The organism is Streptomyces sp. NPDC029466 (assembly GCF_055574515.1).
Map to the genome: position 1 here is coordinate 13,831 of NZ_JBVHZH010000031.1, position 18,373 is coordinate 32,203.

Annotated in this window: 21 protein-coding genes; 8 read left to right on the forward strand and 13 right to left on the reverse strand. The window is 70.0% G+C overall.

Translation table 11 applies throughout. From position 1 onward, the window contains the following. Positions 1 to 7: 7 nt before the first annotated feature. The 8 genes from ACZ4XD_RS22945 to ACZ4XD_RS22980 all read right to left on the reverse strand — a co-directional run bounded on the left by ACZ4XD_RS22945 (position 8) and on the right by ACZ4XD_RS22980 (position 7,640). Positions 8 to 265, reverse strand: a complete 258-nt coding sequence (locus ACZ4XD_RS22945) for a gas vesicle protein GvpG (RefSeq protein WP_042152811.1) — start codon at positions 263 to 265, stop codon at positions 8 to 10. 20 nt (positions 266 to 285) lie between these two features. After that, positions 286 to 999 (reverse strand): GvpL/GvpF family gas vesicle protein, encoded by a 714-nt coding sequence (locus tag ACZ4XD_RS22950; protein WP_468044817.1) that lies wholly within the window; start codon positions 997 to 999, stop codon positions 286 to 288. A gap of 3 nt (positions 1,000 to 1,002) precedes the next feature. After that, on the reverse strand, positions 1,003 to 1,443 hold the full coding sequence (locus ACZ4XD_RS22955) for a gas vesicle structural protein GvpA (RefSeq protein WP_468044819.1): 441 nt from the start codon (positions 1,441 to 1,443) through the stop codon (positions 1,003 to 1,005). A 79-nt stretch (positions 1,444 to 1,522) separates the two neighbouring features. Beyond that, positions 1,523 to 1,831 (reverse strand): gas vesicle protein GvpO, encoded by a 309-nt coding sequence (locus tag ACZ4XD_RS22960; RefSeq protein ID WP_468044821.1) that lies wholly within the window; start codon positions 1,829 to 1,831, stop codon positions 1,523 to 1,525. Between the two features lie 366 nt (positions 1,832 to 2,197). Then, a complete protein-coding gene (grpE, locus tag ACZ4XD_RS22965) occupies positions 2,198 to 2,818 on the reverse strand; it encodes a nucleotide exchange factor GrpE (protein ID WP_468044823.1) in 621 nt (206 codons plus the stop codon). Next, a complete protein-coding gene (gene dnaK, locus ACZ4XD_RS22970; protein WP_468044825.1) occupies positions 2,815 to 4,713 on the reverse strand; it encodes a molecular chaperone DnaK in 1,899 nt (632 codons plus the stop codon). Before dnaK ends, grpE begins: the two co-directional genes overlap by 4 nt. A 384-nt stretch (positions 4,714 to 5,097) precedes the next feature. After that, positions 5,098 to 6,159, reverse strand: coding sequence for a type III polyketide synthase (locus ACZ4XD_RS22975; RefSeq protein WP_468044827.1), 1,062 nt, complete (start codon positions 6,157 to 6,159; stop codon positions 5,098 to 5,100). Positions 6,160 to 6,431: 272 nt separating this feature from the next. Next, the gene (locus ACZ4XD_RS22980) at positions 6,432 to 7,640 is read right to left on the reverse strand and encodes a cytochrome P450 (RefSeq protein WP_190141237.1); all 1,209 of its coding nucleotides are present in this window, start codon (positions 7,638 to 7,640) and stop codon (positions 6,432 to 6,434) included. A gap of 445 nt (positions 7,641 to 8,085) precedes the next feature. On the opposite strand from ACZ4XD_RS22980, the gene ACZ4XD_RS22985 reads away from it, so the two are divergent. Further along, positions 8,086 to 8,817 carry an SDR family oxidoreductase gene (locus tag ACZ4XD_RS22985; protein ID WP_468044830.1) on the forward strand — a complete coding sequence of 244 codons (732 nt, stop codon included), beginning with the start codon at positions 8,086 to 8,088 and terminating at the stop codon, positions 8,815 to 8,817. A 79-nt stretch (positions 8,818 to 8,896) separates the two neighbouring features. Here ACZ4XD_RS22985 and ACZ4XD_RS22990 read toward each other — a convergent pair whose 3' ends face one another. Beyond that, complete coding sequence (locus ACZ4XD_RS22990) at positions 8,897 to 9,301, reverse strand: VOC family protein (RefSeq protein ID WP_468044832.1); 405 nt, start codon at positions 9,299 to 9,301, stop codon at positions 8,897 to 8,899. Positions 9,302 to 9,481: 180 nt separating this feature from the next. Between ACZ4XD_RS22990 and ACZ4XD_RS22995 the strand changes: the two genes are divergently transcribed. Further along, complete coding sequence (locus ACZ4XD_RS22995) at positions 9,482 to 9,859, forward strand: hypothetical protein (RefSeq protein ID WP_468044834.1); 378 nt, start codon at positions 9,482 to 9,484, stop codon at positions 9,857 to 9,859. A gap of 98 nt (positions 9,860 to 9,957) precedes the next feature. On the opposite strand, the gene ACZ4XD_RS23000 is transcribed toward ACZ4XD_RS22995, so the two are convergent. The 3 genes from ACZ4XD_RS23000 to ACZ4XD_RS23010 all read right to left on the reverse strand — a co-directional run bounded on the left by ACZ4XD_RS23000 (position 9,958) and on the right by ACZ4XD_RS23010 (position 12,408). Beyond that, positions 9,958 to 10,272 carry an SCO5918 family protein gene (locus tag ACZ4XD_RS23000; protein WP_468044836.1) on the reverse strand — a complete coding sequence of 105 codons (315 nt, stop codon included), beginning with the start codon at positions 10,270 to 10,272 and terminating at the stop codon, positions 9,958 to 9,960. Positions 10,273 to 10,358: 86 nt separating this feature from the next. Next, entirely contained in the window at positions 10,359 to 11,867 is a 1,509-nt protein-coding gene (locus ACZ4XD_RS23005; RefSeq protein ID WP_468044838.1) for a DEAD/DEAH box helicase, read from the reverse strand. Between the two features lie 337 nt (positions 11,868 to 12,204). Then, the gene (locus ACZ4XD_RS23010; protein ID WP_042152846.1) at positions 12,205 to 12,408 is read right to left on the reverse strand and encodes a cold-shock protein; all 204 of its coding nucleotides are present in this window, start codon (positions 12,406 to 12,408) and stop codon (positions 12,205 to 12,207) included. Positions 12,409 to 12,833: 425 nt separating this feature from the next. Here ACZ4XD_RS23010 and ACZ4XD_RS23015 point away from each other — a divergent pair, with 425 nt between their 5' ends. The 5 genes from ACZ4XD_RS23015 (at position 12,834) to ACZ4XD_RS23035 (ending at position 16,792) form a co-directional block, all read left to right on the forward strand. Then, positions 12,834 to 13,517: a CBS domain-containing protein gene (locus ACZ4XD_RS23015; RefSeq protein ID WP_468044840.1), complete on the forward strand. Its 684-nt coding sequence runs from the start codon at positions 12,834 to 12,836 to the stop codon at positions 13,515 to 13,517. A gap of 90 nt (positions 13,518 to 13,607) precedes the next feature. Further along, complete coding sequence (locus tag ACZ4XD_RS23020; RefSeq protein WP_468044842.1) at positions 13,608 to 14,288, forward strand: CBS domain-containing protein; 681 nt, start codon at positions 13,608 to 13,610, stop codon at positions 14,286 to 14,288. A 110-nt stretch (positions 14,289 to 14,398) separates the two neighbouring features. After that, positions 14,399 to 15,106, forward strand: a complete 708-nt coding sequence (locus ACZ4XD_RS23025) for a response regulator (RefSeq protein ID WP_468044844.1) — start codon at positions 14,399 to 14,401, stop codon at positions 15,104 to 15,106. An 89-nt stretch (positions 15,107 to 15,195) separates the two neighbouring features. Beyond that, the gene (locus tag ACZ4XD_RS23030; protein ID WP_042152853.1) at positions 15,196 to 16,092 is read left to right on the forward strand and encodes a universal stress protein; all 897 of its coding nucleotides are present in this window, start codon (positions 15,196 to 15,198) and stop codon (positions 16,090 to 16,092) included. Between the two features lie 76 nt (positions 16,093 to 16,168). Next, positions 16,169 to 16,792, forward strand: a complete 624-nt coding sequence (locus ACZ4XD_RS23035) for a CBS domain-containing protein (RefSeq protein WP_468044847.1) — start codon at positions 16,169 to 16,171, stop codon at positions 16,790 to 16,792. A gap of 51 nt (positions 16,793 to 16,843) precedes the next feature. Here the strand turns inward: ACZ4XD_RS23035 and ACZ4XD_RS23040 are convergent, their stop codons facing one another. Beyond that, complete coding sequence (locus ACZ4XD_RS23040; RefSeq protein WP_468044849.1) at positions 16,844 to 17,701, reverse strand: universal stress protein; 858 nt, start codon at positions 17,699 to 17,701, stop codon at positions 16,844 to 16,846. A 205-nt stretch (positions 17,702 to 17,906) separates the two neighbouring features. On the opposite strand from ACZ4XD_RS23040, the gene ACZ4XD_RS23045 reads away from it, so the two are divergent. Continuing rightward, entirely contained in the window at positions 17,907 to 18,338 is a 432-nt protein-coding gene (locus ACZ4XD_RS23045; RefSeq protein WP_468044851.1) for an SRPBCC family protein, read from the forward strand. The last annotated feature ends 35 nt before the right edge of the window (positions 18,339 to 18,373 follow it).

The window sequence follows — 18,373 nt, forward strand, 5'->3', positions numbered from 1 at the left end:
CCCCTGATCAGGAGTCGGTACGGAGTCGTTGTCGGTGGGCCTCCAGCCACTCCAGCCGGTCCAGGAGCTCGTCCTCGCGGGAGTCGAACTCGTCGGGCCCGATGCTGCCGTCCAGCAACTGCTGTTCCAGCGCGGCCAGTTCCTCACGGACCGGCGCCGGGTCGTAGTACTCGCGCTCGGCGGTGAGCAGCACCTGGTCCAGGACCCAGACCGTGCCCCGCACCGGGGCCAGCGGCAGGGTCAGAAGCTGTGTGAGCAGGCCCATGGCCGATCTCCTCTCGGAGGTCAGACGAAGCTGTACGGCGGCAGCGGGCCGTGCAGGCTGAAGGTGTAGCTGTCACCGCGCTGCCCGGCCTCCTCATGGACCGCCTCCGAGAAGGCCGCGGCCTTCTCCCGCTCGACGAGGAAGGACACATTGAGGAAGTGCTGCTTGGTCGGTTCGACGTCCGCGGTGCGCACGGCCGCCGGAGCGAGCCGGGCCACGATGTCCGCGCGGGCCCGCTCCTGACGGGCCTGCACCTCCTGCGAGATCAGCTCGCCGAGCGCCACCTTGTCGTCGTACGCGCCGGGGTTCTGGCGGGTCCGCTCGTTGAGCCGCTGTACCTCGGCGGAGTCCCGCATGATCTCCCGCAGCAGGTCGTCCTCGTCGCGCTCCACCTTGAGGTGGTACTCACGGCGGCCGTCGACCTCCGAGAGCCGCTGGAGGTAACTGTCGCGATCCTGCTCCAGCACGGCGGCCACCTGGGCGTCGTCGGTGCCGACCAGCCCGAAGCGCATCGGCAGCGCGGCGCCGTCGGCCAGCAGTCGTTCCTGAACTCCCTGATGGGCCGCCACGTCGCGGCGCTTGGCCCGGAGTTCCTGCGGTGCGTCGCTGACCACCGCGCACAGATCCTTCGTGGTGACGGTGCGCAGCTCGGCCGCGGGGTCGCCGACCCCGTTGAGGCCGGACAGCCGCAAGGGGTGGCCGGCCGCGGTGATGGCGTAGAGGTACGTTCCCATGGCTCACTCCTCCCGGCGGCGTGCGGTGCGACGGTTGCTTGCCGCGGAAGATTTGCGGGCCGGGCGCTCATCCTCTTCCGCGGAGTCCTCCTGGCCCTTTTGCAGGGATTCGCTGAAGGCCTCGACCGCGCCGGTCAGCGCGCCTTTTGACTTTCCTTTGGCGCCGCTCTCGGTCGCCTCACCGACCAGATCGGTGAGCTGGCTCGGCGCCTTGCGGCCGGATTCCAGATCGAGTCGGTTGCATGCCTCGGCGAAGCGCAGATAGGTGTCCACACTCGCGACGACGACACGCACATCAATCTTGAGGATTTCGATGCCGACGAGGGAGACCCGCACAAAGGCATCGATTACCAGCCCGCGGTCGAGGATCAGCTCAAGAACATCGTAGAGATTTCCCGAACCGCTCCCACTGGTGGGCGCGTTGGATTGCTGAATGGCAGTCATGATGGATCGTCCCTTCCAGTTGACTGGAGCGGGTCATGCGGCCGTGTGAGGCCGTGGTGGGTGCCGGGCGACGGCCGGACTACCTGTCGATCTGGCCCCGCCCGTAGCGGCGGGTCCGCTCATATCCCACGAGTTGGCCCTGTTCATCGAGGTGGACGCGGTAGGAAGCCATGACGCTCGCGGTGTCCGGCACCCTTTCGATCTCCACCACTTCCACATTCGCCAGCCAACCGTCATCGGTGGGCTTGAGTGCCGACACCGAAGCGGGCTCGCATTGCAGCATTTGGGCAAGTTGCCCGGCGGCGTGGCGCATAGCCGTGGGAGCGGAGATCCGCTCCGGTCGCTTGTCGTGTGCTTTCCCGCGTTCCGTGTTTTCCTCGGTTGCCATGATCCCGCCCGTCGTGCGTCGTAGGGCTTTCTGTCGAAGTACGGAGGCCGTTGCTGGCGGTAGAGGATCGGGTGCCCCTGGGAGTCGAACGTATGCGTAATCGCGTACAGGGGGCGGCAATTCCATTGCGCCGAGGACCGCCGTCGCCCGGCAGTGCGGGGCGTGATGTGCAGGTACACGCGCAGGTCGGCGCGCGGGTCGACGTACAGGTCACCGCACGAAGCGGAAGGCGGTCACCGGGCCGACGGGTGGATCGACGCAGGCATGCGCTCACCGTCGTTCATCGCGAGCAGTGTATGACGACAGGCGCAGCAGGAGCAGGCAGCTCAACTCCGAGCCGTTGAAAGGTAGTTCAGGGGCAGGGTGTTACGCGTCGGCCGGTGGTTCGCCCGCGACGGCCACCTGGGCGGGGCGCAGCAGCTGGTCGCCGACCCGGTAGCCCAGGCGGAGCACCTCGGTGCAGGTGGCCTGTTCCAGCCGGTCGGTGGGGGTGAAGGTGATGGCCTCGTGGATCAGCGGGTCGAACGGGTCACCCACCGCGCCGAGGGCCTGGAGGCCCAGCGCCCCGAGCTCGGTGTGCAGTTCCTCGGCGATGCGCGCGAAACCACCGGTCACCTCGCCCCGCGCGGTGGCCTCGGCGAGCGAGTCGAGCACGGGCAGCAGCCGGCTCAGTACATTCGCCACCGCGATCTCGCCGACCGCCAGCCGGTCGCGGTGGACCCGCTTCCGGTAGTTGTCGTACTCGGCCTTCAGCCGCTGGAGATCGGCCGTCCGCTCCCGGAGTTCGGCGTGCAGCACCGCCTCCGGGGGCGCGGGCCGCCCGGCGGACTCGTCCTGGCCGGACGGCCGGCCGGTCCGCTGCCCGGTCCGGTCCTCCGGGGGGCCGGTGGCGTCGGGCGGGCCCGGTTCGGGGCTCTTCGGCGGCCCGTGTCCCACGAGGGCCGGCGGCGGGTGGGGCAGGCCGTGGACATCGGTCGGGCGGTTCATCGTCCGCTGCCCTCCTGCTTGTCGTCGTCGACGATCTCCGCGTCGACGACATCGTCCTGCTCGCCGGCGGCGGCATCCGCGCCGCCCTCACCGGCAGCCGCGCCCTGGGCACCCGAGGCGGCCTGCGCGCCCTGGGTGTCGGCGTACATGGCCTGGCCCATCTTCTGGGAGACGGCCGCGAGCTTCTCGGAGGCGGTACGGATCTCCGCGGTGTTGTCGCCCTCGGCGGACCCGCCCTTGAGCTTCTCCTTCAGCTCGGTGACGGCTTCCTGGACCTCGGTCCTGACCTCACCGGGGACCTTCTCCTCGTTGTCCTTGAGGAACTTCTCGGTCTGGTAGACGAGCTGCTCGGCCTGGTTGCGGGTCTCCGCGGTCTCCCGCTTGCGGCGGTCCTCCTCGGCGTGGTGCTCGGCGTCGCGGACCATCCGGTCGATGTCGTCCTTGGGCAGTGAGGAGCCGCCGGTGACGGTCATCTTCTGCTCCTTGCCGGTGCCCAGGTCCTTGGCCGTGACGTGCATGATGCCGTTGGCGTCGATGTCGAAGGAGACCTCGATCTGCGGGACGCCGCGCGGGGCCGGCGGCAGACCGGTCAGCTGGAACATCCCGAGCTTCTTGTTGTACGCCGCGATCTCGCGCTCGCCCTGGTAGACCTGGATCTGCACGGACGGCTGGTTGTCCTCGGCCGTCGTGAAGATCTCGGAGCGCTTGGTCGGGATCGTGGTGTTGCGTTCCAGGAGCTTGGTCATGATGCCGCCCTTGGTCTCGATACCGAGGGACAGCGGGGTGACGTCCAGCAGGAGGACGTCCTTGACCTCACCCTTGAGCACACCGGCCTGGAGCGCGGCACCCACGGCGACGACCTCGTCCGGGTTGACGCCCTTGTGCGGGTCCTTGCCGGTCAGCTCCTTGACCAGCTCGGTCACCGCGGGCATCCGGGTCGAACCGCCGACCATGATCACATGGTTGATGTCGGCGACCTTGATCCCGGCGTCGTCCACCGCGTTGTGGAACGGGGTCTTGCAGCGCTCCAGCAGGTCGGCGGTCAGCTGCTCGAACTGGGAGCGGGTGAGCTTCTCGTCCATGTGCAGCGGCCCGTCGGCGGACGCGCTCAGATAGGGCAGATTGATCGTGGTCTCGGTCGCCGCCGACAGTTCGATCTTCGCCTTCTCGGCGGCCTCCCGCAGCCGCTGGGTGGCCATCTTGTCCTGGGACAGATCGATGCCGTACGCGTTCTTGAACTGCTTGGTCAGATGATCGACGATCCGCTGGTCCCAGTCGTCGCCGCCCAGGTGGGTGTCGCCATTGGTGGCCTTCACCTCGACGACGCCGTCACCGATCTCCAGCAGCGAGACATCGAAGGTGCCGCCGCCCAGGTCGAAGACCAGGATGGTCTGGTCGTTCTCCTTGTCGAGGCCGTAGGCCAGCGCCGCCGCGGTCGGCTCGTTGACGATCCGCAGCACCTTCAGGCCCGCGATCTCGCCGGCCTCCTTGGTCGCGGTGCGCTGGGCGTCATTGAAGTACGCCGGAACGGTGACCACGGCATCCGTGACGTCCTCGCCCAGGTATTCCTCGGCGTCACGCTTGAGCTTCTGGAGCACCCGCGCGGAGATCTCCTGAGCGGTGTACTGCTTACCGTCGATGTCGCCGCTTTCCGGGAAGCGCCACTGCGCCTCGCCCATGTGGCGCTTGACCGACCGCGCGGTGCGGTCGACGTTGGTCACGGCCTGCCGCTTGGCGACCTCGCCCACCAGCACATCTCCGCCCTTGGCGAAGCCGACCACCGACGGGGTGGTCCGGGCGCCCTCGGCATTGGTGATCACCGTGGGCTCGCCGCCCTCCAGCACACTGACCACCGAGTTCGTCGTACCAAGGTCAATACCCACTGCACGCGCCATGGTCTTCTCCTCACCTTGCGGCCCGTCCGTGGAACGGCCCGCGTGGGCCTCCTCACCTGCTGATATGGGGAGCAAGCCGCCTACTCATCTGCATAAAACGCACTGTCCCGCATGTCAAGATATTCCTATTCAAGGCAAAAGTTCGGTATGCGCCAACCGCTGCCCGGCGCCTTCCGACGGCCGCTCCCAGGTGATCCTCCCCCCGGCATCCGGCCGCACCGCGGCTCTTCCCGGGGCAGCACGGTCCCGGCGCCTCCCGCGCGGCCGCACCGACGCGAGCCCGATCGCTACCCCAGGGGAGTGAGCCGTCGCGGTAGCGCGCCGCACGCGCACATGCGCGGTGCGCCCGGCGGATCACCGTCCGGGCGCACCGCGCATGTGCGCTCATGCCGCGGCAGGGGTCGAGGCCCAGGTGCCCAGGGCCATCTCGGCGGTGATGCCGGGACCGAATCCCGCCAGCAGGCCGCGCTGGCCGTCGACGGCCGACGCCTCGTCGAACATCCTCGCCAGCGCGTCGAGCACCACACCGCTGGCGATATTGCCGTACTCGGTCAGCGTCGCGCGGCTGAAGCGGAACGCCTCGGGCGGCACCTCCAGGAAGTGGCACAGGTCGTCCAGAATGCGCGGACCGCCCGCGTGGACGATGTAGAAGTCCAGTTCGCCCGCGTCCCATTGGTGCTCCTGCGCGATGGCGCGCAGGGCCGGGGCGAGCGGCTCCATGGTGCCGGGCACGCGCTTGTCCAACTGGAAGTGGAAGCCGGTGGACCGCACCGCGTAAGAGATCCAGTCCTCGGTGTGCGGGATCAGATAGGAGCTGTTGCGCTCCAGCCGGACGCCGGTGCCGCCCGTCCCCCGGACCACCGCCGCGGCGACCGCGTCGCCGAACAGACCGTTGGACAGCAGCGATCCCACGCCCAGATCGGTGGGCTGGTAGCACAGCGAGCAGAACTCACACGCCACGATGAGGACGTTGGAGTCGGGGTACGCCGTGCAGAAGTCGTGGGCCCGGTTGATCGCCGCGCCGCCCGCGGCACAGCCGAGCTGGGCGATCGGCATCTGCCGGGTCTCCGAGCGGAAGCCCAGGGTGTTGATGAGCCATGCCGTCAGGGACGGCATCATGAAGCCGGTACAGGAGACGTAGACGATCAAGTCGATCTGCGCCGGCTCCAGTTCGGCCCGGTCGAGCGCCTCGCGCACCACGGCGGGGACCCGGGCCTTGGACTCCTCCTCGTAGACCGCGCTGCGGGCGTCGAGCCCGGGATGCTTGAGTACCTTGTCGATCGGCTGGATCAAATGCCGTTTGCGTACACCGGTGTGCTCGATCAGGCGGAGCACCAGCCGCAGCTGCGAATGATCCTTGTGCATCCGCCGCGCGAGTTCGAGGGTGTCTTCTTGGGTGAGGATGTATTCAGGGACCGCGATTGCAGGTTTGCACAGAACCGCCATGGGATGGGCTCCTTGCAGACTTGTGGGCCGCTCAGGGAATTCCCGGTATCCATTTCGGTCGCAGTCGCCGGTGGGCCCGCCACGGCAACCTGCCCGAGCTGACGGGCAAGTTGACATGGGCGGAATCGGCGGACTGAAGTGGCACGACCTGGAGAGAACTATGGGCGGACCATCCGTCGAAGAATGAACTCTCCCCGTGCTGGTGGATCTTCTTTCCGACTAGTAACCGTACGCCAGCGAGGTGAGTTCTGCATTCGCGGCACCGGGGCCCCTTACCAGGCGACCGGCAGCTCCAGCGGATAGCGCCAGATCGAGTTCGTGTTCCAGCGCACGTCCTCGGCCGGCTGGGCCAGCCTGAGCTCGGGGAAGCGCTCCAGAAGGGCACCGAGGGCGACTTCCAGCTCCGTGAAGGCGAGCGGGGCACCCAGGCAGTGGTGGCCGCCCCAGCCGAAGGTCATGTGGGACGGGCGGTCCTCCCGCTCAAGGTCCAGCTCGTCGGGCCGGTCGAACTTGCGGCCGTCCCGGTTTGCGGTCAGGTAGGAGACGTGCACGATGTCCCCGGCCCGGATCGTCACCCCGCTCAGCTCCACGTCCTCAGTGGCGACCCGGGGAATGCCGACGCCCTTACGGAACGGGATGAACCGCAGCAGTTCCTCCATCGCCTGCGGGAGCATCTCGGGGCGGGCCCGCACCATGGCGAGCTCCTTGGGCCGGGTGAGCAGGGTGTAGGCGAGATTGCCGATCTCGTAGGTGGTGGTGTCCTGGCCGGTGATGAGCAGCACCATGGCCAGCACCGTCAGCTCCTGGTCGTTGAGCAGCTCATCGCCGTCACGAGCCGTCGCCAGCGCGCTGATCAGGTCGTCTCCCGGGTGCTGGCGCCGCTTCGCGGTGAGCGTCTTGAAGTACGCCCGCATATCGGCCTTGGCGCGGACGGCGCGGTCCCGGTTCTCGACGGTGACGTTCATCATCGTCCGTGCGTGCCCGCGCAGTTGGGCGCGGTCTGCCTCGGGGATGTCGAGGACCTCACAGATCGTGGTCAGCGGCAGCGGGGACGCCAGGCTCTCCATCAGGTCCGCCGGCGAGCCCTGCGCGGTCATCCGGTCCAGCAGGTCGTCCACGACCCGCTGGGTACGGGCCCGCATACGTTCGACCTGACGCGGGGCGAACGCCTTGGAGACCAGGCTCCGCAGCCGGCTGCTGGCGGGCGGGTCCATCACGTTGATCGCCTCGTCCTGCACGATCGGCTCAGGAGTCATCCGCGGGAAGTCCCGGCCGATGATGGCACTACGGCTGAAGCGCCGGTCGGTCGTCACCGTGCGCACATCCTCGTACCGGGTCACCAGCCAGGCTTCGCCCTCCCCGTAGGGCAGCTTGATACGGGCAACCGGTTCCTCGGTCAGCAGACGCTTCAGCGTCGGATCGAATTCCAGTGCCTCGGCATAGTCGAACGGGCAGTTCCACACGGTAGCGCCGGATTCCATCATGAGCTCCCGAAGTCAGAGGTGACGAGCGGATTCACCGCCTGTGCAGGCAGGAAAGAAGGCGCACGTACGTGTACGTACCAGGCCGTCAGCCAGAAACGCGCCAATTCATCCCGGATATCGTAAACACCGGGCTGCGGGGGCGGCTCAACTGACCGATCACGCAGGGGAATGACGGATGCCGTGGTCCGCCATTCCCCGGTGAATTACGCCGGAGTGCGGGTGTCCGGGGCGTTGCGCCATAAGGGTGATATCCCCGGGATCCCCGAGATCCTGTACCGGCCGCGGCAAATTGACAAACGTGATTGCCGGTACGGCAAAGAGTGGGGCTCGCCGGCCTCCGCACGGTGCCTGGGTGTGCGGCACCCAGGCAGCAGCCGTCCTGGTCGCGGTGCGCTCGGCCGTGGAGGCTCGCCGGTGAAACAACTGGCAAAAGGAGCAGCCCATGACGGAGCACGAGAAGGTCGTCCTGATCACCGGCGCGAGCAGCGGCATCGGCGAGGCGACCGCCCGCCGCCTGGCCGCCGATGGGCACCGCGTCTTCCTCGGTGCCCGCCGCACCGAACGACTGGAAACGCTGTGCCAGGACATCAACGGGGCCGGCGGCACCGCGGCCTTCCGGCGGCTGGACGTCACCTCCGCCGAGAACATGCGGTCCTTCGTCGCGGCCGCGCACGAGACATTCGGCCGGGTCGACGTTCTGGTCAACAACGCGGGGGTGATGCCGCTGTCGCCGCTGGAGGCGCTGCGGGTGGCGGAATGGGACCGGATGCTCGACGTGAATGTGCGCGGCGTCCTTTACGGGATCGCCGCCGCGCTGCCCGTGATGCGGGCCCAGGGCGCCGGACACCTCATCAATATCGCGTCCGTCGGGGCGTATGAGGTGGTGCCCACCGCCGCGGTCTACTGCGCCACCAAATTCGCCGTACGCGCCCTCTCCGAAGGGCTGCGCCAGGAGGCGGCGGCCGGTATCCGGGTCACCTTGGTCTCACCGGGCGTCACGGAATCCGAACTCCCGGACAGCATCACCGATCCGACGGCCCGGGAGGCGATGGCGGCCTACCGCGCGGTGGCCCTGCCGGCCGCCGCGGTCGCGGACACCATCGCCTTCGCCGTCAGCCGGCCACCGGAGGTCGAGGTGAACGAACTGGTCGTGCGCCCCGCGGCCCGTACCTGAGAGCAGGGCGCCCCTCGCGGCACCGGGAGCGCCACCGGCACCGGTGGCACTCCCGGCCGCTGCACCCGCCGGGCTCGGCTCAGTTCGCCTGTCCCAGGGCGTGGCCCTCGCTCGCGGCGAGCACGAAGGGGTGGCCCGCGGGATCCGCATAGCGACGGGCGTCATAAGGCCCGCGGTTCTCCCGGGTCTGCAACGGCCGCGCGCCCAGGCTGACCGCCTCGCGCTCCACCTCGTCCATGTTGTCCTGCGGGACGAGGAAGTGCAGATGCGCCTGTTGTGAGTCGTCCGGGCGGGGCCAACTCGGCGGCGCCGCACCCCGGTCCCGTCGAATCGCGAGGTGTACCTTGTCGCTCTCGACGACCTCGATGTAGTCCGGGCTGGACCCGATCCGCACTTCTCCGCCGAGGAATTGTGCGTAGAAGTCCGCCAGTGCCGCGGGCTCCGCGCAATCCAGTACCAGGACGCTGGTCTTGGCGATGGCCATCCCGCCCCCTTCCTGTCGACGGGCCCCCGCCCGCCTCTTCCGACCGCTACCCCGAGACGGCCCCGGCACTCCGCGGACCGGAAAGCCGGCGCACCCGACGCGGCGTACCGGCCGTTGGGAAGGGGGCGCGCGCTGCGGGTGTGGTGCCGAGGGGCGGTCGCGGCAGTAGAGTCTGCTCCCATGTCGAAGCCCGACGAGCTGCTTGTCGACATCGCCGCCATGGTGGAGTCGGAGCAGAGCAATCAGATGTCTCTCACAGTGGTTGTCCAGGGCGCTGTGATCACCGGACGGTTGGCGCCCGAGAGCGTGTGGCGGCAACGCGTGGCCGAGGTCCTGGAACAGTCGGAGCGGCTGGGACCGTTCTCCGCCCTCTTCTCCTCAGCCGGCGCGGACACCCGCCCGCCGCAACGGAAAGGGCCGCCCACCCACCTGTATTTCCATGTGGCGAGGATTCTCCAGGGCAGCATCGGCCTGCCCGAGACCGGCGGGATGTACCGGGTCGAGATCAAGGACGTGAGCGCCTGGACGGTGGGCGACTTCAGCTACTCCGACCACTGAGTCCGCGGTACCGCCCCGCCAAGGAATCGCCCCCCGTACAAAGCTGGGCTCCGACCGGTGCGGTCGGAGCCCACTTCGTTGTCCGGTGGTGTCCGGTCTCAGCTCGCCGGGTCACCATCGGGCGTCGACGGAGCCTGGAGCAGGGCCGAAGCCTCCTCAAGAGGGGTGCGGACGGCGGGAGCCGAGGAGCTACAGGTGAAGCCGAGGCGGGTCAGCGCCCGGCTCACCTCGCCGGCGGTGAAGTCGCGGCGGTCCTGCCGGGTGATGACCTCGCCGACCTGCTTGACGGGGTAGTGGCGGCCATTGATGAGTACCGAGTCACCCGTGATGGGTTCGGGCTCGACACCCTTCATCGAGTCCTGCACCTCGGTCTTGATCAGGTCGAAGGGGAAGCGGGCGATGACGCAGCGCATAGTGCCTCTACAGGGTCGAAGCGAACCGGAATCGGACTGACGGCGGAGCGGGAAAAGCGCGGTGTACGAACCGTACGGCTTCCGTGCTACGAGGTCTTGCCGGCCGAGCGCCGACGCTGCGGCGTCCCGGACGTGGTCCGGGGCGTTCCCGTACCGGAGGACCGACGGGCCTGGGCGGAGCGGCTGCGCCGGCCGCGGGTCGAGGACCCGCTGCGCTTCGGGCGTTCGACGACCGGCGCCGCGATGGTGACGGGAATACCGGAGGGAGCCTGCGCACCCGTGATACGGCTCAGCTCGGCCTCGCCGGAGCGCACCTGGGTGGACTGCGGTGTGATCCCCGCGTCGGCCATCAGCCGGTCCATCTCGCGGCGCTGGTTGGGCAGGACGAGGGTGACCACGCTGCCGGACTCCCCGGCGCGGGCGGTGCGGCCGCCGCGGTGCAGGTAGTCCTTGTGGTCGGTGGGCGGGTCGACATTGACGACGAGGTCGAGATTGTCGACGTGGATGCCACGGGCCGCGACGTTGGTGGCCACCAGCACGGTGACCTGGCCGGTCTTGAACTGGGCCAGGGTCCGGGTGCGCTGGGGCTGGGACTTGCCACCGTGCAGGGCCGCGGCCCGCACCCCGCTGTTCAGCAGGTGTTTGGTGAGCTTGTCCACCGCGCGCTTGGTGTCCAGGAACATGATCGACCGGCCTTCGCGGGCGGCGATCTCGGTCGTGGTGGCGTGCTTGTCGGCGTCGCGGACGTGCAGCAGGTGGTGTTCCATCGTGGTGACGGCGCCCGCCGACGGGTCGACGGAGTGGACCACCGGATCCGTCAGATAGCGCCGGACCAGCAGGTCGACATTGCGGTCCAAGGTGGCCGAGAAGAGCATCCGCTGCCCCTCGGGACGCACCTGGTCGAGCAGCGCGGTCACCTGCGGCATGAAGCCCATGTCGGCCATCTGGTCGGCCTCGTCCAGCACCGTGATGCCGACCTGGTCCAGACGGCAGTCACCGCGGCCGATGAGGTCCTTGAGCCGTCCGGGAGTCGCGACGACGACCTCGGCGCCACCGCGAAGGGCGCTCGCCTGGCGGCCGATCGACATTCCGCCGACGACGGTGGCCAGCCGCAGCGACAGCGCCCGGGCGTAGGGGGTGAGCGCATCGGTGACCTGCTGGGCCAGCTCCCGGGTGGGGACCAGGACCAGGGCCAGCGGCTTGGTCGGCTCGGCGCGCTGCCCGGCGGTACGGGCCAGCAGGGCCAGCCCGAAGGCGAGGGTCTTGCCCGAGCCGGTGCGGCCACGGCCCAGTACGTCCCGCCCGGCCAGCGAATTCGGCAGCGTGGCGGCCTGGATCGGGAAGGGGTTCGTCACCCCTTCCGCGGTCAGCGACGTCAATAGCGCGGCCGGCATGTCGAGTTCGGCGAACGACTCGGCCGGCGGCAGCGCGGGCGTATGGGTGACGGGCAGGGCGAACTCCCCCTGCGGCGCGGGCCGGCGCCGCTTGCCACCGCCACCGGAGCGGTGGGACGCCTGCGAGCGGTAGCCGCCCCGGCCGGAGCCGGCGGAGCGGGTACGGGAGGAACGGTCGTTCGGACGAGATGCGCGGTTCATGGAGAACCTTCCTCGATGCGGTACGTCGAGGAATTCCCGGCAGCTGTCAGCCGCACACAGGAGAATCGCAAAACGGACCGGAGAAAACAGATGGAGCGCGGCGGGGCGGAATCGACCGCCGGCGCGGGAAATGACTTCGCCGGAAAGCGGCGAATGTGTTGCCGGATCGGGGAGCCGGGCGGGGCGGCGTGCTGTCGCAGCGGGCCGCGTGGTCCGGTACCGGGCGGGTTGCTCCGTGTGGTCGACGCGGCCGTGACGGCACCCGCGGCGTCTTCCGGGCAACGAGCTGGGGCCCGCACCCAAGGTGCGGGCCCCAGCTGCGATGTGCGCGTCGGCGTCAGGCAGGGAGAATGTTCTCGGCCTGCGGGCCCTTCTGGCCCTGGGTGACGTCGAAGGTGACCTTCTGGCCTTCCTGGAGCTCACGGAAGCCCTGGGTGGCGATGTTCGAGTAGTGGGCGAAGACGTCAGCGCCGCCGCCGTCCTGCTCGATGAAGCCGAAACCCTTTTCCGAGTTGAACCACTTCACGGTACCGGTAGCCATTTTTATCTCCTTCGGGGGCAGAGCCGGGGCCGCACTGTGCGGACCCCGCGTCGCCGCGATGATTGCCCCGTCCGGAAAACCGGAAATACAAAAGCGCTCCCGCCGGCCTGGAATGGCGGCGGGGGTGCGAGAAGTCTTTGGGAACCACAACCACAACTGCAACTGAGATCGACAGTAGCACGGCACGAGCAGCCGTGCGCAGCTGTTGCTCCGCCATTTCCGGGCGCGGAAACCCTGCTGACCTGGCGAATTTCCGGTGGTTCGGCCAGCCCGGGTCGCGGGACGGCAATACGGGGAGCGGCCGGCGCCCGATGGCCGTCCGGCGTCGGACAGGGACCGTACGGCCCCTGTGCGGCAGGCGCGGCACCTTCCAGGCTGGAGGTGTCACGGGCCGGGGGACATCGGTCCGGTACCGAGGAGGCATCATGCAGAACACTCCGCACCTCGTCAGCGATGTGATGACACGGACCGTGGCCGCGGTCGACCGGGAGGCGCGGTTCAAGGAGATCGTCGAGACCATGGAGAAGTGGCAGGTCAGTGCGCTGCCGGTGCTGGCGGGGGAGGGCCGGGTGGTCGGTGTGGTCTCGGAGGCCGATCTGCTGCCCAAGGAAGAGTTCCGGGAGTCCGACCCCGACCGCCTGGAGCAGCTGCGGCGGCTCGACGATGTGCGCCGGGCGGGCGCGCTGACCGCGGGGGAGCTGATGACCGGTCCCGCGCTCACCGTGCGGGCCAATGCCACGCTGTCCCAGGCGGCCCGGACCATGGCGCGCGGCTCCGTCAAACGGCTGCCGGTGGTGGACGCGCACGGGGTGCTCCAGGGCATCGTCAGCCGGGCCGACCTGCTGAAGGTCTTCCTGCGTTCGGACGACGAGCTCGCGGAGGAAGTCCGCTACGTCGTGGGGGAGCTGTTCACGACGCCCGTCAGGGATCTGCGGGTCACGGTCGTCGACGGGGTGGTCACGCTCAGCGGCCGGGTCCGGGACACCTCGCTCATCCCGGTGGCCGCACGCCTGGTGCGCGCGGTGGAGGGGGTCGTGGACGTGCAATTCGATGTCAACGCCCCGGCCGCCGCCCGGGCCCGGACGCCGATGGCGGGCCCGCAGCGCTGACGGGACCGTTCGCCGGTTCGCACGGGCGGGCGCCGCGAGCACCGGAGGGCCGGGAGCGGGCGCGAGAGCGCGCCGTACCGAGGAGGCGTCATGGCGCACAGCCCCTACACCGTCAGCGATGTGATGACCCGGGCCGTGGTGGCGATCGGCCAGGAGGCGCGGTTCAAGGAGATCGTCGAGACCATGGAGAAGTGGCAGGTCAGTGCGCTGCCGGTGTTGGCCGGGGAGGGCCGGGTGGTCGGTGTGGTTTCCGAGGCCGATCTGCTGCCCAAGGAAGAGTTCCGGGCGGCGCAGCCGAGCCGGCTGGAGCAGGTGCAGCGGCTGGACGACGTACGCAAGGCCGGCGGGCTGACGGCGGGGGATCTGATGACCGCGCCCGCGCTGACGGTGCACGCCGGTGACACCCTGGCGCAGGCGGCGCGGACGATGGCGTTCAAGTCGGTGAAGCGGCTGCCCGTGGTCGACGGCCAGGGACTGCTCCAGGGCATCGTCAGCCGGGCCGACCTGCTGAAGGTCTTCCTGCGACCGGACGAGGACCTGGCTGCGGAAGTACGTACGGAGATCATCGGCCGGCTGTGCCCCGCGGCCCCCGACCAGCTGTCGGTCAGCGTCACCGACGGGGTGGTCACCCTCAGCGGCACGCTCCGCGACCCGTCGCTGCTTCCCGTCACCGCCCGTCTGGTGCAGGCGGTCGAGGGCGTCGTGGACGTGCGGTTCGATGTCACGGGACCGGTGCCCGCCGGGCAGGGGCGCCGGGCGGGACCCGGTTGACGCGTACTTCCGGCCGTGCCCGCCGCGGGACCGTTTCGGCCTGGCAGGCCCCTGCGAGAGGGGTCACGATGGGGACAGTGAGACGGACGTCGTGGCAGCCGGAGGGCGTCATGAGCGAAGCGGAGGCATTCTCACCGCACCGGCCGATCCGGGTGTTCCTGCTCGACGACCACGAGGTCGTCCGGCGCGGGGTGGCGGATCTGCTCGATGCCGAGCCCGATATGGAGGTGGTCGGCGATGCCGGGACGGCCGCCCAGGCGCTCGCGCGCGGACCGGCGCTCCGGCCCGATGTCGCGGTGCTGGATGTGCGGCTGCCGGACGGCGACGGGGTCTCCGTGTGCCGGGAGCTGCGCTCGCGGATGCCGGGCCTGGCCTGTCTGATGCTCACCTCGTTCGACGATGACGAGGCGCTGCTCGACGCGATCATGGCCGGCGCGGCCGGCTATGTGCTCAAGGAGATCAAGGGGGCGGAGCTCGTCGCCGCGGTGCGCACGGTCGCCTCCGGCAGCTCGATGCTCGATCCCGCGACGACGGCACGGCTGATGAGCAGTCTGCGCGGCGGCGACTCCGAAGCGCCGCCCGAGGAGGCGGCGCTCTCCGGGCTGTCCCCGCGGGAGCGGGAGATCCTCGGCCTGATCGGGGCCGGCTTGACGAATCGTCAGATAGGTAAGCGGCTCTACCTCTCCGAGAAGACCATCAAGAACCACATCTCCCGCCTGCTGGCCAAACTCGGTGTGGAGCGGCGCATCCAGGCGGCCGTCCTCGCCACCCAGGCCGCCTCGGCCCCCGGCGCGGGACCGGGCCCGCACGGGACCTGAAGCGGGAGCAACGGTGCTTCCCCCCTCGTACGGCCCCGGAGCCCAGCGCCCCTCCGGCCCGTTCCTCCGATCCCGAAAGGAGCACCGTCATGGAGCCGGACATCATCACCGTGGGGCTCGACGGTTCGCCGGAGAGCCTGGCCGCCGCGCAGTGGGCCGCTGACGAGGCGGACCGGCGCCAGGCGGTGCTGCGACTGCTCCACGCCTGGATACTGCTGGCCGCCGAGGCGGCGGACACGGCGGCTGAACGCGACCAGAACGCCGCCGCCCGGCAGATCATGCGCCAGGCCCTGGAGGAGGTCCGGGAACGCCGGCCGCATCTCCAGATCATCGAGGACCTGGTGGGGTCCGAGGCGGAACCGGCGCTGGTGCGTGCGGCCGGAGAATCCCTGATGGTCGTGCTCGGGTCGCGGGCTCTGGGGACCTGGGAAAGCTATGTGCTCGGCGACGTGAGCCTGAATGTCGTGGGCGGGGCCAAGGGGCCGGTCGTCCTGGTCCGGGCGCCCGGGCGGGCGAAGACACCGCGCCACCCCTCCGGGCACGGCACGCCACCCGCGCCTCAGCCCCGGGTCGTCGTCGGTGTCAGCCTCAACGGCCCCAGCGACCGGATGCTGACGTTCGCCTTCGACGCGGCGGCGAGCCGCGGCCTTCCGCTCCAGGCCGTCCACGGGCGCCCGCTGCCCGTGCAGGCGTACACCCCGTGGGGCATCGACCCCGATGCCGCGAAGGAACTCACCAAAGAGGCGGACATCGAGCTGCGGGACGCCCTGCGCCCCTGGTGCGAGCGCTTCCCCGGAGTGCTGGTCCAGGAGACCGTGCTGCCGGAGAGCCCGACCCGGGCCCTGGTACAGACCGTCTTCGGGGCCGAACTCCTGGTGGTCGGCCGCCGGCTGCACCGTCCCCTGCTCGCGCCCCGGGTCGGCCCGGTCGCCCACGCCGCCATCCACCATGTGACCTGCCCGGTCGCCGTGATCCCGCACGACTGAGCACCTGCCGAGCGCACTCCCCGCCCCATGGGGCCGACGACATCCGGCCCGGCACACCCGGAGGGACTGGCCAGAGATGAGGCACCGCACCGTGGCAGACCTGATGACGCCCGAGGCCGTCGTCGTCCAACGGGGCACCCCGTTCAAGGAGATCGCGCGGCTGCTCGACGAGTACGACATCACCGCCGTACCCGTGCTCGACGAGGACGACCAGCCGGTGGGGGTGGTCTCCGAGGCCGATCTGCTGCGCCGGCAGATCGCGAAGCTCGGGGCGACCACCGCCGAGGCGCTCATGACCAGCCCCGCCGTGGTGGCACACCCCGGGTGGAGTGTCGTCGAAGCCGCCAAGACGATGGAGAAGAAGAAGGTCAAGCGGCTGCCCGTGGTCGACGACTCCGGACGGCTCATCGGGGTGATCAGCCGCAGCGACCTCGTGCAGCTGTTCCTGCGCCGGGACCGGGCCATCCAGGAGGAGGTGCTGGAGGAGGTACTGACGCGCACGCTCGGGGTGGCACCGTCCGCGGTCACGGTCGAGGTCGCCGACGGCCATGTGACCCTCACCGGCTCCCTGGAGCGCAAAAGCCTGGTCCCCATTGCCGTGCGGCTGTGTGAAAGCGTCGACGGGGTGGTCGAGGTGGTCGACCGGCTCAGCTATCTGCGGGACGACACCGCCACGCACGGGCAGGACGCACCGGAGTAGCGCGCACGGGACGTGGCCCGGCGTCCGGGAGATGCTCGCGGCACCCGGAACTCAGCCCTGCGGCACGACCGAGACGGGACAGTTGGCATGGTGCAGGGCCGCATGAACCACGGGCCCGAGCAGCATCGGTGACCGCCGGCTGCGGCGCCCGACGACCAGCAGGCCCGCATCACAGCAGGCCGCCAGCAGCACGGCGGCGGCCCGGCCGTTCGCCACCTGCGGGACCACCTCGACGGCGGGGAACTTCGCCCGCCAGGGCAGCAACGCCTCGGCGAGCGACTCCTGCTCCGCGGCATCGGCCGCCGTCCCGTTCAGCGGGTGGCCCGGGCCGGCGCGCACCGGGTCCACGGTCGCCGCCGGGCCCCACGCCCGTACGGCGCGCATCCGCGTGTGATGGGCGTCGGCGGCCGTGAAGGCGAATTCCAGCAGGGCTTCGTCCTCCGGCCCCGCATGCTGCACGCCCACCACGATCTCGCGCTGCGGAAACGCCGCGTCCTCGCGCACCGTGACGACCGGACACACCGCCTGTCCCAGCACCTGGAGACTGACCGAGCCGAGCAGGAAACCAGCGATCGCGCCGTGCCCGCGCGACCCCAGAATCAGCATCGTGGCCTGTGCGCCCCGCTCCAGCAAGGCGTCCGCGGGCCGCTCCGCGACCTGCTCGGTGGTCACCGGAATCCCCGGGTGCCCGGTGTACGCCAGGTCCACCGCGCCACGGAGCAGCTCGGCCCCACGGCGCTCCCGGCCGGCCACCTCAAGAGCAGCCGGCGGGACGCTCGCCGACGGGGGTCCCCAGGAATGCAGCAGATGGAGCGGCAGACCCCGGGCCGCGGCCTCCTCGGCGCCCCAGAGCACGGCCGGCACGCTGTTCCCCGTGCCGTCCAGTCCTACGACCACCGGGCCGGCCATGACACACCTCCGCGCACTCGGAACCCGCACGGGCGCCGGCGCCTCGCCCCTGCCTCTCCAGCGTGGCCGCAGCGGCACCGCCCCCGGCATGAGCCACTCGGCCCCATCGGCCGGCCGGCAGGCCCGGAGGGACTCGCTTCCGGTCCCCGGCCGGAGCACCCTGGAAACAAGACCGTGTAGCCGTGACCGAGCTGTGAGGTGCCTGATGAGCACTCTCGAAGAACACATCGACGTGGACGCTCCCCTCGATACCGCGTGGGACTGCCTGCACCGGGCGGAGGCCTATCCGCGCTTCCTGGACGGGGTACGCGAGGCCCGGCAGGAGGGCGAACACCGGACGCATCTGGACATCGACGCGGGCGGCCGGCCACAGGAGTGCGTGGTCGAGATCACCGACCGCAGCGTGGAAAACGTCATGAGGTGGCAGACCACCAGCGGCCCCGAGCTGGCGGGCACCTTCTCGCTGCTGCCCCTCGACGAGCAGCACACCCGGGTCCAGGCCCGGTTCGAGTACGACCCGGGAACCATCAAGGAGACGTTCGGCGGCCCCCAGGGCTTCGCCCAGGCCACCGCGATCGAACGCGGCCTCCGCAGCGACCTGGAGCAACTGAAGCAACTGGTGGAACGGGAGCGCTGAGCCCGGGGACGCCGGCAGTTCCGGCCACCTGCCCG

What these genes read in the sequence shown, in the direction of transcription:
- ACZ4XD_RS23045 (WP_468044851.1), top strand. Translation starts at nt 17,907, where the DNA reads ATGAGCACTCTCGAAGAACACATCGACGTGGACGCTCCCCTCGATACC.
- ACZ4XD_RS23025 (WP_468044844.1), top strand. Translation starts at nt 14,399, where the DNA reads ATGAGCGAAGCGGAGGCATTCTCACCGCACCGGCCGATCCGGGTGTTC.
- ACZ4XD_RS22945 (WP_042152811.1), bottom strand. Translation starts at nt 265, where the DNA reads ATGGGCCTGCTCACACAGCTTCTGACCCTGCCGCTGGCCCCGGTGCGG.
- ACZ4XD_RS23015 (WP_468044840.1), top strand. Translation starts at nt 12,834, where the DNA reads ATGCAGAACACTCCGCACCTCGTCAGCGATGTGATGACACGGACCGTG.
- ACZ4XD_RS22980 (WP_190141237.1), bottom strand. Translation starts at nt 7,640, where the DNA reads ATGGAATCCGGCGCTACCGTGTGGAACTGCCCGTTCGACTATGCCGAG.
- ACZ4XD_RS23040 (WP_468044849.1), bottom strand. Translation starts at nt 17,701, where the DNA reads ATGGCCGGCCCGGTGGTCGTAGGACTGGACGGCACGGGGAACAGCGTG.
- ACZ4XD_RS23035 (WP_468044847.1), top strand. Translation starts at nt 16,169, where the DNA reads ATGAGGCACCGCACCGTGGCAGACCTGATGACGCCCGAGGCCGTCGTC.
- ACZ4XD_RS22960 (WP_468044821.1), bottom strand. Translation starts at nt 1,831, where the DNA reads ATGGCAACCGAGGAAAACACGGAACGCGGGAAAGCACACGACAAGCGA.
- ACZ4XD_RS23010 (WP_042152846.1), bottom strand. Translation starts at nt 12,408, where the DNA reads ATGGCTACCGGTACCGTGAAGTGGTTCAACTCGGAAAAGGGTTTCGGC.
- grpE (WP_468044823.1), bottom strand. Translation starts at nt 2,818, where the DNA reads ATGAACCGCCCGACCGATGTCCACGGCCTGCCCCACCCGCCGCCGGCC.
- ACZ4XD_RS22995 (WP_468044834.1), top strand. Translation starts at nt 9,482, where the DNA reads ATGTCGAAGCCCGACGAGCTGCTTGTCGACATCGCCGCCATGGTGGAG.
- ACZ4XD_RS23000 (WP_468044836.1), bottom strand. Translation starts at nt 10,272, where the DNA reads ATGCGCTGCGTCATCGCCCGCTTCCCCTTCGACCTGATCAAGACCGAG.
- ACZ4XD_RS22985 (WP_468044830.1), top strand. Translation starts at nt 8,086, where the DNA reads ATGACGGAGCACGAGAAGGTCGTCCTGATCACCGGCGCGAGCAGCGGC.
- ACZ4XD_RS23005 (WP_468044838.1), bottom strand. Translation starts at nt 11,867, where the DNA reads ATGAACCGCGCATCTCGTCCGAACGACCGTTCCTCCCGTACCCGCTCC.
- ACZ4XD_RS22950 (WP_468044817.1), bottom strand. Translation starts at nt 999, where the DNA reads ATGGGAACGTACCTCTACGCCATCACCGCGGCCGGCCACCCCTTGCGG.
- ACZ4XD_RS23030 (WP_042152853.1), top strand. Translation starts at nt 15,196, where the DNA reads ATGGAGCCGGACATCATCACCGTGGGGCTCGACGGTTCGCCGGAGAGC.
- ACZ4XD_RS22990 (WP_468044832.1), bottom strand. Translation starts at nt 9,301, where the DNA reads ATGGCCATCGCCAAGACCAGCGTCCTGGTACTGGATTGCGCGGAGCCC.
- ACZ4XD_RS22955 (WP_468044819.1), bottom strand. Translation starts at nt 1,443, where the DNA reads ATGACTGCCATTCAGCAATCCAACGCGCCCACCAGTGGGAGCGGTTCG.
- ACZ4XD_RS23020 (WP_468044842.1), top strand. Translation starts at nt 13,608, where the DNA reads ATGGCGCACAGCCCCTACACCGTCAGCGATGTGATGACCCGGGCCGTG.
- dnaK (WP_468044825.1), bottom strand. Translation starts at nt 4,713, where the DNA reads ATGGCGCGTGCAGTGGGTATTGACCTTGGTACGACGAACTCGGTGGTC.
- ACZ4XD_RS22975 (WP_468044827.1), bottom strand. Translation starts at nt 6,159, where the DNA reads ATGGCGGTTCTGTGCAAACCTGCAATCGCGGTCCCTGAATACATCCTC.